This window comes from Caballeronia sordidicola (assembly GCF_002220365.1).
Classification (GTDB): domain Bacteria; phylum Pseudomonadota; class Gammaproteobacteria; order Burkholderiales; family Burkholderiaceae; genus Caballeronia; species Caballeronia sordidicola_C.
In genome coordinates this window covers 1-13309 of the sequence record NZ_MTHB01000203.1, presented here as the reverse complement: position 1 = coordinate 13309, position 13309 = coordinate 1, and the positions used below count along the sequence as shown (strand labels likewise).

Here is a 13309-nt window from a genome sequence, read left to right as displayed (position 1 = left end):
GAAAAGTGGAGGTGCCAGATACAGACTTACGAATTCGCCTGCTACGAAAGCGGCGACGACAAAGGCGATTGATATAACCAAAGTGATCGGATTCATGATAGCTGAACTCTCAAGACTAGCGTCAGTGGGCGCGAAAAATCGACCAGGACCGTCCGCGTGCGGCCAAACGCCGCGTATTCAATGATGAACAAAACGTATTACTGGTTGTAGAAAGAATTGGATTTATCCGAAATTGGTCTCCCGCTACGCCTATCTATTTCCCCACCAGTTTGTTATATGCTTCCAAGCAATTGATTGACGGAATTTTGAAAATTTTATCGTATCCCCTGAGAGGCCGAATTTACCTTTGCGACAGATTGGCCTTCCAAAATGCATCTATTTTTTGACTCTGCTGGTCGAAGTTCGCCGGAGTGGTAATTTCGTCGCTGCTTATGCGCGGAGCCGCGTCCATCTCTCGTTTTGTCGTATTTAGCACGAGCAAGTTCACGTTTGGAGTTGCTTTAAAGTCCGCCCACGGGACGGGCACATACTTCTCGTCGATTCCCAAGATTCCGCCTCGGGCAAGTACCAGGTATTCAATTTTTCCGGTTTGCGGGCTCATCAGTATGTCGTCTACGCTACCAAGCGCTTGATTGTCCGGAGTACGCACGTCAGTACCGAGCAACTCATCCGAGCGGAACGAGATTTTACCGATCATGACTGGTTTGGCCGTGCGAATCTCATGCTGCTGCCAACCTGAACCTCTTAACTCGGAAGGTCTCCGACCATGCAGGTTTGCTACATACGGGTCGTAAATATTTCGTGTTTCGGTGAGCGCGTCCTCACACGGTTGCTGCAGCCCATGTCGGGCCAAAATACTTGCGGACGCAAGAAGAATTCGAACTTCGTACCCTGGCCGAGCATTTTGGTAAGCATCACTCGAAGTTACGGGATATACGGTGCTGGGATTGCCATACATTCCATAGCTTCGCTGGCCCAAAGGAAAGCCGTCTCTTTCCATTTGACCGTTGAACGCGCGTAGGTCGGTTAGACACTTTTCGGCTGGCTCGATCTTTGGGGGTGCGCTGTCTTGCGACGACTGAGGACTCACCACGGTGGTCGCCGGGAGCCCTGCGGCTAGTAGCGGGGACGCGAATGCAAGACCGATCGCAGTGGCGATGAGGCTCGCTTGTGTTAAGCGTTTCATATGAGGAGCTTCCTTGAAGCTTTGTTGGACCGACGCTGACGTGAGTCCGGTACACGACGTTGATGAATTTGATAGTAGGTGTCTTTCGGCCGGGCGCATAGAATCGGAAACTACTTAGAGATGAACGGGCTAAGTTTGACCCTGCATCAGCAACTCGGCTTGCGAGATGACTCCCTTCTTCGTGAGTTACGGCGAGCTATCCCAGGTGCCTGTTTCGCCGTTCTGGAGTTGCAAGTGATTGCCAGCGAGACGCCTCCTCAATATCTAGATGACCTCGCGAAAGGAAAGGATTCTTTAGCCGTTGCGGCCCGTGGCGTCATCGCCGCGGTCGTAGGTGATTCGAAAGGGTTTTAATGCTTCTGTCTGAGTAGTTTCCGAGCCTGTCTTTGTCGGGCACTTAGCACTATCGTTAAAGGGATAGAAATGCTGTGGTCAGATGGAATCCAAACGCACCTCGAGCCCGCGCGATGTCTATAGCGACATCATTGAAAATCCCGATCGATCTGTAACGAAGGCGGATAGTCGATCACCCAGCCGAAGTACAACAGAAGGGGCCATATACGCCCCCTTCGGAACCGTCAGTTCGATGGATGGAATTTGTTAGGAACGAGTAATCGCATTTTTGTCGCCGTATCAAGATCAAATTGAAGAAAATTGGGAGCGGGATGCCATGTCCAAAGTCATCGAGAAGCTGCAGAAGGAACATTTTAGGCTGGGCCGACTGGTATGCCTTCTCAATGAGCAAGCGAACCTCCGCACCGACGCGACGGCACCGAATATTGCGTTGCTGGTTGATGCGCTGTGCTATCTGACGCGCTTTCCTGATGTGACCCATCACATGCTAGAAGACCGTATGGTCGAGAAGCTGCTAGCAAAGAAGGCGCTCTCAGTCGAAGTTGGGCATGAAATTGAGGCACAGCATTTGAGGTTGATCCGGGATGGACGCGATTTGCTGCGGGATCTAGAGGCCGCAACCCGGGGCGAGAACATGTCGCAAGAACTCGTCGACATCCGTGTTCGACTCTACGCTGAGCGGCTGCGACACAACATGGTCATTGAGGAGTTGACGCTGTTCCCCGCAGCAGAGGCAAGCCTCAACGACGAAGACTGGCACGCGATCGAAGACATTGGCCCACACGGTCAATCAGATCCGCTTTTTGATGGCGAGGTGGACGAGCAGTTTGTTCAACTGTATCGCGTTATTAACGACGAAGCGACTACCGCGCATGCTGGAGCACCTTTCTGTGCTGGGTTGTAGCGCGATGCTTGCAATCGACTTCTCCCAATGCAGCGCATTCATCTCAGGAGACTGTCATGTCAAAAAGGGTTTTTACTGCGGAACAAATTCGTCAGGAAGTGGATAGGCGCTTGCGCGCGCCACTTGCGCCCGGAGATCGGTCGGCGATGCGGGTCTCGTTGCCGACAGCGCATTTGATCGATGCTGAAGAGCGGAACTGGGATATGAAGGAGGAAGACCATTGCCGCCACGATCAATACGTCCGACAAGTGATCGAGGAGGCGAGACGGGAATTCTTTCTCTCCGATGCCGCCGATCGCGACGAAATAATAGGGGACTCTTTCGCGCACGGTTGAACCGCTCCTGAATCGCATTACCGGCGGGGGTCTCTATTGGCGATATCCCTTGGTTTGACGTCACTTACTCTGTAAGTGTGCGGCTTACGCCAGCTCTTCTGGGTAGCCAATTCCAGCAGTGGGGGCGCTGAGGCGTTTATGCGCGCCGGCGCGAAGATTCTGCTTGATATTCGGCTTACGTTCTATTCGGTCGCGTTTGTCACTGCCGGTCGACGCCGCCTGGGTTCATAGGCGGCGGCACTCAGCCGTGCGCTGCGTCATGCTCTCTATGGATTTCGTAGGCAAAAAGCAGGGATAAGTACTTACCGCTCATTTCGCGTGATCTCAGAAATATCTAAAGTGGTGATCGCCGGGTTCGAGCCACTGGACGTGATGCAGGCTATCCTGATGTTGGTGCGCCAAGTCAATGACGGCCGCGCCGAGATCGAGAATGAATTTACGCGTGCGGTGAGCCGCGAAGGCAATGCTCGCGCCCAGGCTGTGACGGCGCAGGTGCTCGAAGTGCGCGATACATTCGAGTGGCGCGGCCTGGGTGAGGTGCCGCTGAGTGCACTCAGGATTCGCTCGGCCTATGCGCTCTTCGACGCCGAGCAGCGCTTCGATTTGAACTACCGTGCGGTGTCCGACCATAAGCAGTGCGAGTGCGGTGCAATCCTGCGTGGGGTCAAGAACCCCGTCGACTGCAAGCTCTTTGGCACCGTCTGCACGCCCGACAATCCGATGGGATCCTGCATGGTGTCGAGCGAGGGCTCGTGCGCTGCGCACTATTCATACGGAAGGTTCCGGGACATCCCCGTGGTGGCCGCATGAAGTCGCAGTGCGCAGTTTGACGCACTTTTGATCGAGATCGCCGATTCATGAATACACCGAAAAGACACTACACCCGTCCTCTGGATCTGAAGCATGGCTGCATCGACATGAACCATGGCGCGGGCGGTCGCCTGTCGGCGCAGTTGATCGAGGAAGTATTCGCGCGCGCTTTCGACAATGAATTTCTGCGGCAGGGCAATGACGGGGCTCTGTTGCCGATACCTGTCGGACAGCAGCTCGTCATGGCCACTGACGGGCACGTGATTTCACCTCTGTTCTTTCCCGGCGGCGACATAGGCTGTCTTGCAGTGCACGGCACGCTCAATGATGTGGCGATGCTGGGAGCGACGCCGCTCTACCTGAGCGCGTGCTTCATTCTTGAAGAAGGCTTGCCGTTGGCGGACCTGAAACGCATCGTGCAGTCGATGGCCAGTGCCGCGCTTGATGCGGGCGTGCCCATTGTCACCGGGGACACAAAGGTGGTCGAGCGCGGAAAGGGTGATGGCGTTTTCATCACCACGACAGGGATCGGCACCGTGCCCGAGGGTCGCGTCATCGGCGGGGCGCGAGCCCGGCCCGGCGACGCGGTGTTGCTGTCGGGAACAATCGGCGAGCACGGCGTCGCGGTGTTGTCTCAACGCGCTTCGCTGGAGTTTGAGACCACGATCAAGTCCGACACAGCTGCATTGCACACTCTGGTTGCGGCGATGTTGGCGGCTATAGCGGTGGGTGCGATTCATGTGCTTCGCGACCCCACTCGTGGCGGGCTTGCGACTACGCTCAATGAGATCACCGGGCAGTCCAACGTGGGCATGATGCTGAACGAGTCCGCCATTCCCATACTGCCTCAGGTCGATGCGGCCTGCGAGTTGCTGGGCCTGGATCCACTGTATATCGCCAACGAAGGCAAGCTGGTGGCGATCGTGGCGCCGGAGGCTGCATCCGCGGTGCTGGCGGCGATGCGTGCGCACCCTTTGGGTCGCGCAGCTGCGTGTATAGGCTGGGTCACAGAAGACGCGAGTTGTTTTATCCAGATGGACACGCGTGTAGGCGGGCGGCGCGTTGTCGACTGGCTGAGCGGCGAGCCGCTGCCGCGCATCTGCTGATCTCATGCGCATCGCTGCACCCTGACATGGTGTTCCGCTACTTCACCCTCGCCACTGCCGATCAACTCGCGATCGTCGCCTTCGGCACCGTCGCCGGGATTGATGTAACGAGCGATGCGGCAACAGCCCGAAAATGAGTATTTTCCGAGCCTGCACAGACAACCAGGCGACGACTATCATCGAAATCGATGGTGGTGCGATAGCGTTGCAATTTGCGTCCATCGAAGAACACTGCGAGACGGAACCATGTGAAACCCTCTCGTTTGCTTCAACAGACCTCCAAGGAGATTCACGATGCAAATAGGAATGATTGGACTCGGGCGTATGGGCAGCAATATGGTTCGCCGGCTTCTGCAGAAGGACCAGGAGTGTGTCGTGTATGGCTCCCACCCGGACGTAGTGAAAGATCTTCAGGAGCTGGGAGCCGTTGGCGCCGATTCCCTCGAAAATTTCGTTTCCCGGTTGACCAAGCCACGCGCGATCTGGCTGATGGTACCGGCCGCGGTAGTCGATCAGGAACTGGCTAAGCTAACCCCGTTGCTCGATTCGGGCGACATCGTGATCGATGGAGGAAATTCGTACTACCGCGACGATATTCGGCGCAGCGCCGAGCTGAAATCCAGCGGAATCCATCACGTCGACGTCGGCACGAGCGGTGGCGTCTTCGGACTCAAGCGTGGCTACTGCCTCATGATTGGCGGAAAAACAAGTGTCGTGAGGCACCTTTCCCCAATTTTTGCCGGACTCGCCCCCGGAGCCGGTGACGTCCCTGTTACGCCAGGTCGAGACAGTCACAGCAGCCCCGGGCGCACCGCCGAGCAAGGTTACCTGCATTGCGGAGCGCATGGCGCCGGGCATTTCGTCAAGATGGTTCACAACGGCATCGAATACGGGATCATGGCCGCCTATGCCGAGGGATTGAACATCCTGCACAACGCGAACGTCGGTACGCGCTCGGGCGACATCGATGCCGAAACAACACCGCTGCGAAACCCGGAGTATTACCAATACACGCTTGACTTGCCGGAAATTGCCGAAGTCTGGCGCCGAGGCAGCGTCATCGGTTCCTGGTTGCTGGACCTTACTGCTGCCGCTCTCCAGGACGATCCCGCGCTAGCGAAATATGAGGGCCGGGTTTCCGATTCGGGTGAAGGACGTTGGACGATCCTGGCCGCCATCGATGAAGCAGTGCCGGCTCCCGTGTTGAGCGCTGCGCTCTTCGAGCGGTTTAGCTCGCGTGGTGACGCCGACTTTGCTTCCAAGATATTGTCCGCCATGCGAAACGAATTCGGAGGCCATCTGGAAAGATCGGCCCCGAAAACCGGAGCTTGAAATGTCCGAACCTCGGTCGGACGCATTCGTCTTTTTCGGCGCTACCGGCGATCTGGCATACAAACAGATTTTCCCTGCGTTGCAGGCCATGATTCGACATGGTCACCTCGACATGCCGATAATTGGCGTGGGCAGATCGTCATGGGACAACGATCGTTTCATCGCGCGAGCGCGAGACAGCATCGAAAAGCATGCCACATTGGATCGTGGAGCTTTCGAAAAACTTGCTTCCCGACTGCAATACGTTATAGGCGACTGTCGCGACGAGCAGACTTATCAGCACTTGCGTGAGGCCTTAGGCAATGCTGAACAGCCGCTGTACTATCTTGCCCTTCCTCCGGAGATCTTCGGGGTCGTGGTAGATGGCCTCTCCAAGTCGGGAAGCGCAAAAAATGCCCGTGTGATGGTTGAGAAACCGTTTGGGAGCGATCTCGCTTCGGCACAGGCCCTGAACGAGTCGCTCATGAAATCGTTCTCGCCATCGGCCGTGTTCCGCGTCGATCATTACCTGGGCAAAGAACCGGTCCAGAACCTGCTGTACTTCCGCTTTGCGAATGCACTCGTCGAACCGGTATGGAATCGTCATTATGTGGCGAGCGTTCAGGTCACAATGGCTGAATCATTCGGCGTACAAGGCCGTGGGGGAATGTACGAAGGCGTCGGGGCGATTCGGGATGTTGTGCAGAATCATTTGCTGCAAGTTGTTTCGTTACTGGCGACTGACGCTCCGGCCGACGGTCATCCCGATGCAATGCGCGATGCGAAACTGCGCGTATTCGAGGCGATGCAGCCAATCTCTGTGGACGAGACCGTGCGAGGACAGTTCAGTGGATACCGGGATGAGCCGGGCGTCGCCCCAGATTCCCAGGTTGAGACCTTTGTTGCGTTGCGTCTGCATATCGAGAATGAACGGTGGGCAGGTGTACCGTTCTATATCCGGGCCGGCAAACAATTGCCGGTGACCGGTACCGAGATCATGGTGAAACTTAAATCGCCGTCGCACGCAGTCTTCGATACCGCGGCACCCGGCCAATCAAACTACTTCCGCTTCCGGATCAGTCCCGAGGTGCTGATCTCCGTGGGCGCACGCGTCAAGGTACCTGGCGAGGTCATGGCAGGCGAAACGGTGGAACTCGTCGCACATCGTCATCCCGGCGATGAAATGGCGCCATACGAACGCTTGTTTGGCGACGCGATTCTGGGTGACGCGTCGCTATTCGCGCGCTATGACAGCATTGAGGCTGCCTGGCGCACCGTTGCGCCCATCCTTGGGAACACCGTCCCAATCAGGTACTACGAATCATCGAGCTGGGGCCCGGAAGAAAGCGAACAGCTTATCTCGCGTGATGGCGGCTGGCATGCCCCGGTCGCGAAGGACGCGAACGAGGGCAATGCCGGATGATGTGGCTTTTCACGCCGGCAACGACGATTCCACAGTGATACGGTAGGCAGCGTGTGCGCGAATCGCAGGTTTATCTATCGGATGTGAGCCATGACGTATGTCACCGCAGCAGTATCTACGAGGGCCACCGATGTGCCAAAGCCTGCAGCGGTGTACACCTGCGCCATGCATCCCCAGGTAAGGTTGCCGGATCCGGGCGCATGCCCGATCTGCGGCATGACGCTGGAGCTGGTTACGCCTGTGGTGACGGAGCAGTCTTCGACCGAGCTTAGGGATATGACTCGCCGCTTCTGGATGGCGGTGGTCTTTTCCGTGCCCCTGCTGTGGCTGACCATGGGACATGACGTAGGGCTCCCAGACCCGAACGAAGCGATCAATCGCTTGGCGCAAGCGTTCAAACTTCCGCATCTGCCGTCCGTCTCGTGGTCGCAATGCCTGCAGGCGTTACTCGCGACGCCGGTCGTTCTGTGGGCAGGTTGGCCTTTTCTCGCGCGGGGAGGGAGATCGTTCGTGACCTGGCAACTGAACATGTTTAGCCTCGTCGCCATAGGGGTTGGAGCAGCGTATTTCTTCAGTCTCTATGTCTTGTTCTTCCCTGCCAGCGTTCCCGGGGCATTTCGGCACGGCGGTGAACTGCCTTCATATTTCGAAGCTTCATCCGTCATAGTGGCGCTTATATTGCTCGGGCAGGTGCTCGAACTTCGGGCGCGGTCGAGAACCACTAGCGCAATAAATGACTTATTGAAACTGGCGCCGCAAACGGCAGTCAGATTGCGTCTCGACCGTACTGAAGAAGTTGTTGCGCTCGAGGAGGTGATTGCCGGCGATACGCTGCGCGTCAAGCCCGGCTCGAAAATCCCGGTCGACGGCGTGGTCACAGACGGGGAATCAAGCGTCGACGAATCCATGATCACGGGGGAACCGATTCCCGTCGAAAAGGTAGCCGGCAGCGAAGTCACAGGAGCCACCGTGAATCAGACAGGGTCGCTTCTGATGAAGGCGGAGAAGGTCGGGTCAGAGACCTTGCTCGCAAGGATCGTTCAATTAGTCTCGGAGGCCGGGCGCTCTCGCGCGCCAATCCAGAGGCTTGCTGACGAGGTTTCAGGATGGTTCGTCTCAGCGGTGCTGGCGATCACCCTCGTCTCATTCGGGGTGTGGGCAGTTTTCGGACCCCATCCCGCGCTAGGAAACGCGCTAATCGTGGCCATCAGCGTCCTCATTATCGCGTGTCCCTGCGCACTTGGATTGGCAACGCCTGTATCGATTATCGTGGGTGTCGGACGCGGAGCAAAACAGGGTGTCCTTATCAAAGATGCGGAGGCACTGGAGTTGATGGAAAAGGTGGATACCCTGGTGGTCGATAAAACAGGGACACTAACGGAAGGAAGACCACGGGTGCGAGTGGTCGCCGCGCTTGACGGATTCACCGACTCTGTCGTGCTCGCCTATTCAGGTGGCCTGGAGGGGCAGAGCGAACATCCGCTGGCGCAGGCTATCGTCAGCGAGGCACACGCGCGCAATGTCACTCTTCCATCCGTGTCCGCCTTCAATTCCGTGACTGGCAAAGGGATAAGCGGAACCATCGACGGCCATGTTGTCTTGCTTGGCAACGCGCGGCTGATGGAAGATGCGGAGGTTGACTATGCTGCTTCCAAAGTGGAAGTGGACCGGCTGCGTACAGACGCACAAACGGTTACGTACCTGTCTGTCGACGGGAAGCTGGCCGGCTATCTCGGTGTGTCCGACCCGGTCAAAGCCACGACGCCCGAGGCTGTCAAGCTGCTTAGAAAGTCCGGAATCAGGATAATCATGCTGACGGGCGACAATCCGGTCACGGCCAATGCTGTTGCGAAGTCACTGGCTCTGGACGGCGTGAAAGCGGGGGTGCTTCCGAAAGACAAGCATAAGTATGTGCAAGAGCTGCAGCAGCAAGGACATGTCGTCGCGATGGCTGGAGACGGCGTCAACGATGCGCCGGCCCTGGCGCAAGCCAACGTCGGCATAGCGATGGGAACAGGTACGGATGTGGCGATGAATAGCGCGCGCATCGTCCTTGTCAAAGGCGACTTGAGGGGCATCGCGACCGCAAGGCAACTGAGCGTCGCCACGATGAAGAACATCCGGCAAAACCTGTTCTTTGCTTTCGCTTACAACCTGGTGGGGATTCCCGTAGCGGCCGGCGTTCTTTATCCATGGTTGGGCATCCTGCTAAGCCCTGTCGTCGCGAGTGCGGCCATGGCATTCAGTTCCGTGTCGGTAGTTGGAAATGCCCTGCGCCTCAAGGCTGTCAGGTTCCGGGGCGCGCCAACCTGACTCGATATCGACGTATCGGGATACCTGGCGAGCGTACTGCGCATCCAACACCCTTGAATTAAAAAAATGAGGGGTGGAAACTTTCGTGAGCAGCGCTAACGAGCAGGCAGGAACCGATTTGAAGTCTACACCGGTGCATTGATATCAGCGACCCTGACCAGCTTCTTGTTCACGAACTCCTGAATGCCCATCTCGGACAGTTCATGGCCGTAGCCTGAGTTTTTGACGCCACCGAAGGGCAGCTCCGGCGTCGTCCAGGTCGGTTGGTTGACAAACATCATGCCGGTGTCGATACGGCTCGCCACGCGTTTGCCCCGTGCAATATCCCTCGTGAAGATCGAACCGCCAAGACCGAAGTCCGAGTCGTTAGCGAGCGCCACAGCTTCGTCTTCGTTTTTCACGGTGAAAAACAGGGCGACTGGTCCGAAGAATTCATCACGGAACGCGGGATTGTCCGGCCGGATATGGGTGAGAATCGTGGGCTGCATGAATGCGCCCGGACGATCAAGGCGCCCGCCACCCGTGACGAGCTTCGCACCGTGAGCGACCGCTTGTTCTACCTGAGCGAGGAGCTTGACGAGCGCCGATTCGGTCGATAGCGGACCCAAGGTCGTCATAGGATCCATCGGATCGCCTGGCCTGAGTGCCTCAAGTGCCGTTTGAAACCTATGCATAAAGTGGCCCGCTATTTCCTCGACAACGATAAAGCGCTTTGCAGCTACGCAGCATTGGCCCATGTTGTTCATCTTGCCCCACACAGCCCATTTGACCGTCCTTTCCAGGTCTGCATCTTCGAGCACGATGAAGGCGTCGCTGCCGCCAAGTTCCATTGTCGACTTCTTAAGGTTCATTCCAGCCCTGGCGGCCACCACTCTTCCGGCGTCCACACTCCCAGTCAGCGCTACGCCCTTGATCCGCGGATCGTCGATCACCTGATTCACCTGGTCATAGGAAATAAGAAGGTTGGTGTAGGCGCCTGCCGGTGCACCTGCGTCCAGCCATAGTTGCTCGAAAGCGATGGCACACTGCGGCACGCAGCCAGCGTGTTTTACCATCACGACATTACCGGCCATCAGATTCGGTGCGGCAAAGCGTGCGAGCTGGTAGTACGGAAAATTCCACGGTTGTACGCCGAAGAGCACGCCCAATGGGCTACTTTCGACTTGCGCTTCCCCTGTAAGCGGTTGCAGGACGCGAGGCGCAAGGAACGACTCGGCATTCCTAGCGTAATAGTCGAGGATGTCCGCACTCAGCTCCACCTCACCGCGAGCCTGCGCGATTAGCTTACCCATCTCCAGGGTTATCGGCCGGGCAAACTCATAAACACGCGCCCGCATCAGTGCTGCGGCTCTTGCAACAATTGCCGCTCGTTCGTAGAAACTCGTGTGTCGCCAGGTTTCAAAGCAAGCTTGCGCATGCTCGATTGCCATCTCGAGCCGCTCATCGTCAAATTCTTCGAAGGTTTTCAGAATCGCGCCGTCGTACGGGTTCACGCTTTGATAGGACATGACCGGCTCTCATTGGTAAGGGTTGGCTAGCGAGGTGAAAGCACGTACCGCTCGACTTCGAAAACACATTCCGACGCACCTTTCATCCGTATGGTCAAATATTTCTTGACCATACGGAAACTGATCGAATAGAAATCGATGTGCGGTCGAACCATAGGGCCGAACTTCCTGCTTCGCAGTGTGGGGAAGATATTCGTCTCTAAGCAGGCAGTTCGCGAGGGCGATGACGGGCGCCGAAATTTTCGACGTATCGGTCTCGCGCGCAATACTGGGCATTGCATCTCCATGGGAGATGCGCATGCATCCCCGCTGCTTAGATGAGCAAGCATGGGGCCGGCTGATCATCTGCGATAGAGTCGGAAACTACTCAGGGCATCTGGGGATAGGGGGCGCACCGGGGCACATGCCCGGCGAAGTATTTCAGACAGCCTTTCGGTCCACCGTATCGGGCGGAGCGGATGAACGTGCCTCTAGCCGTGTGTTCCTGCGGCGACGCGCCATTTCGCTGGCTCTCATCGTGTCTTGAGCAGGCACGCTCGAAGAAGACGTGCGAATTCCTGGTCCACCATGCTGGCGAGATCGCCTTCGCTCACTTCCGCTCCGGGCCGAAGCGGAAGCAATGACTGGAGAATTTTTTGCGTTGCCATGCAAGACTCCTTTGCTGGCTACGGCCAACTTAGAACGGCGTTCTCAAAGTTGATCCGCTGCGCCTCTTAACACCCACCTCCCCCGCGGTTCGACTTACATTAGCGGCTCCTTCTATTTCCTACTTTAGGCCTTGATTATCTCCGATCTAATCACGCCGAACTCTTCGCGACTTATCTCTCCACGCGCATACCGTTCGTTGAGAATATCGAGGGCGTTCTTCCGCGGCATCTGGCCATAGTTTCTACGCGCCCGATACGTATAGCCCCAATTTCCGAAGCTCGAAACAATAAGAAAAACTGAGGTCGGCTGAAAAAAGTGGACGCCAACATTCCGTAGAATTGAGGAATGGAGGCATTGATGAATCGAATCCCGAAGGCGGTGTACACGAAAGAATTTCGTGACGAAGCAGTGAAGTTGGCAATGACTGACGGTGTCAGCGTGTCCGAAGCGGCGCGTCGATTGTCGATTTCGATGAAGACGTTGGCGAATTGGGTACGCGCCGCGAGGGACGGCAAGCTGGAGAAGGTCGGGCAATCTCAAAAACCACAGACAGAGATCGAGGCGGAGCTGGGCCGGGTTAGACGAGAGTTGGCAGAAGTGAAGATGGAGCGCGATCTCTTAAAAAAGTTTGCGACGTACTTCGCGAAGGAGTCGCGGTGAAGTACGGCGTGATTGAGCAGATGCGACAACAGTATCCCGTGCCTCCGATGTGCCGTTTCCTCGGGGTGTCCGTCAGTGGTTATTACGCCTGGCGCAAACGGCCGCTGTCGTTGCACGATCAGCAGGAGCCTCGGCTCGAAGCGCAGGTGCGTGCGGCTCACGAGCGTACTCGGGAAACCTTTGGCGCGCAACGGCTTCAAAAGGAATTGTCGAACTGCGGCGTCCAGATCGGCGTTCACCGCATCAAGCGTTTGCGCACAAAGCTTGGTCTGCGATGCAAGCAAAAGCGCAAATTCAAGGCGACGACCAACTCGAAGCATAACCTGCCAGTCGCACCGAACATTCTTGACCAGGACTTTGGTGCGAGTGCACCAAATCAGGCTTGGTGCGGCGACATCACGTATAGTACGCCCAGCCAGCGTAGCCCGCCCATACGGGGGTGAAGCTGCTTGAGCATGTTTGGAATGCATTACCTGGCGAAGTTGATGTGGCAGTACCAGGAACATGCCCTTCTTCTGCTGCGAGAAGAAGTGAGCCGAAGCGGCGGTGACTTGCTGACACTGGCAAGGTGACGTAGTCCGTGGGAAACGGGGCTTGAGGCGAAGTGGTTACGCCGAGATGAGTCTCTAGGCTGAGCGTGGGACGGTTGAGGAACACGAACCTATTGAAACGCATCTGAGGGTTGAAATGTCACCCCTGCCTACACCGCTTAACAGGCAGGACGCAAACTGTCTATGGCACATATGTATGG

General features: G+C 56.7%; 10 protein-coding genes and 2 pseudogenes. 8 read left to right on the top strand and 4 right to left on the bottom strand.

Annotated elements, in window-relative coordinates; all coding sequences use genetic code 11:
* Window positions 1-340 precede the first annotated feature (340 nt).
* On the bottom strand, window positions 341-1186 hold the full coding sequence (locus BSU04_RS28600; protein ID WP_179196490.1) for a PRC-barrel domain-containing protein: 846 nt from the start codon (window positions 1184-1186) through the stop codon (window positions 341-343).
* Between the two features lie 670 nt (window positions 1187-1856).
* On the opposite strand from BSU04_RS28600, the gene BSU04_RS28590 reads away from it, so the two are divergent.
* The 7 genes and pseudogenes from BSU04_RS28590 to BSU04_RS28560 form a co-directional block, all read left to right on the top strand.
* Window positions 1857-2444, top strand: a complete 588-nt coding sequence (locus tag BSU04_RS28590) for a hemerythrin domain-containing protein (RefSeq protein ID WP_086383162.1) — start codon at window positions 1857-1859, stop codon at window positions 2442-2444.
* Window positions 2445-2500: 56 nt separating this feature from the next.
* Entirely contained in the window at window positions 2501-2779 is a 279-nt protein-coding gene (locus tag BSU04_RS28585) for a hypothetical protein (protein ID WP_086383163.1), read from the top strand.
* A 252-nt stretch (window positions 2780-3031) separates the two neighbouring features.
* On the top strand, window positions 3032-3589 hold the full coding sequence (gene hypD, locus BSU04_RS28580) for a hydrogenase formation protein HypD (RefSeq protein WP_256983366.1): 558 nt from the start codon (window positions 3032-3034) through the stop codon (window positions 3587-3589).
* A 47-nt stretch (window positions 3590-3636) separates the two neighbouring features.
* The gene (gene hypE, locus BSU04_RS28575) at window positions 3637-4695 is read left to right on the top strand and encodes a hydrogenase expression/formation protein HypE (protein ID WP_089163725.1); all 1059 of its coding nucleotides are present in this window, start codon (window positions 3637-3639) and stop codon (window positions 4693-4695) included.
* Window positions 4696-4989: 294 nt separating this feature from the next.
* The gene (gnd, locus tag BSU04_RS28570; protein WP_089163724.1) at window positions 4990-6027 is read left to right on the top strand and encodes a phosphogluconate dehydrogenase (NAD(+)-dependent, decarboxylating); all 1038 of its coding nucleotides are present in this window, start codon (window positions 4990-4992) and stop codon (window positions 6025-6027) included.
* 1 nt (window position 6028) lies between these two features.
* Entirely contained in the window at window positions 6029-7429 is a 1401-nt protein-coding gene (zwf, locus tag BSU04_RS28565) for a glucose-6-phosphate dehydrogenase (protein ID WP_089163723.1), read from the top strand.
* Window positions 7430-7567: 138 nt separating this feature from the next.
* Window positions 7568-9742: pseudogene (locus tag BSU04_RS28560) on the top strand (copper-transporting P-type ATPase); the annotation flags it as partial.
* Between the two features lie 125 nt (window positions 9743-9867).
* Here BSU04_RS28560 and BSU04_RS28555 read toward each other — a convergent pair.
* From BSU04_RS28555 to BSU04_RS48035, 3 genes are all read right to left on the bottom strand, one after another.
* Window positions 9868-11250, bottom strand: a complete 1383-nt coding sequence (locus BSU04_RS28555; protein ID WP_086380748.1) for an NAD-dependent succinate-semialdehyde dehydrogenase — start codon at window positions 11248-11250, stop codon at window positions 9868-9870.
* A 512-nt stretch (window positions 11251-11762) separates the two neighbouring features.
* On the bottom strand, window positions 11763-11897 hold the full coding sequence (locus tag BSU04_RS48040) for a hypothetical protein (protein ID WP_256927556.1): 135 nt from the start codon (window positions 11895-11897) through the stop codon (window positions 11763-11765).
* A 124-nt stretch (window positions 11898-12021) separates the two neighbouring features.
* Window positions 12022-12126: an SHOCT domain-containing protein gene (locus BSU04_RS48035; RefSeq protein WP_086380749.1), complete on the bottom strand. Its 105-nt coding sequence runs from the start codon at window positions 12124-12126 to the stop codon at window positions 12022-12024.
* Window positions 12127-12255: 129 nt separating this feature from the next.
* Between BSU04_RS48035 and BSU04_RS28545 the strand changes: the two are divergent.
* A pseudogene (locus BSU04_RS28545) lies at window positions 12256-12962 on the top strand (IS3 family transposase); the annotation flags it as partial.
* Window positions 12963-13309: the final 347 nt, after the last annotated feature.

Coding starts and splice junctions, on each gene's coding strand:
- BSU04_RS28585 (WP_086383163.1), top strand. CDS start 2,501: ATGTCAAAAAGGGTTTTTACTGCGGAACAAATTCGTCAGGAAGTGGAT.
- BSU04_RS48040 (WP_256927556.1), bottom strand. CDS start 11,897: ATGGCAACGCAAAAAATTCTCCAGTCATTGCTTCCGCTTCGGCCCGGA.
- BSU04_RS28590 (WP_086383162.1), top strand. CDS start 1,857: ATGTCCAAAGTCATCGAGAAGCTGCAGAAGGAACATTTTAGGCTGGGC.
- BSU04_RS28555 (WP_086380748.1), bottom strand. CDS start 11,250: ATGTCCTATCAAAGCGTGAACCCGTACGACGGCGCGATTCTGAAAACC.
- gnd (WP_089163724.1), top strand. CDS start 4,990: ATGCAAATAGGAATGATTGGACTCGGGCGTATGGGCAGCAATATGGTT.
- hypE (WP_089163725.1), top strand. CDS start 3,637: ATGAATACACCGAAAAGACACTACACCCGTCCTCTGGATCTGAAGCAT.
- BSU04_RS48035 (WP_086380749.1), bottom strand. CDS start 12,126: ATGCCGCGGAAGAACGCCCTCGATATTCTCAACGAACGGTATGCGCGT.
- zwf (WP_089163723.1), top strand. CDS start 6,029: ATGTCCGAACCTCGGTCGGACGCATTCGTCTTTTTCGGCGCTACCGGC.
- BSU04_RS28600 (WP_179196490.1), bottom strand. CDS start 1,186: ATGAAACGCTTAACACAAGCGAGCCTCATCGCCACTGCGATCGGTCTT.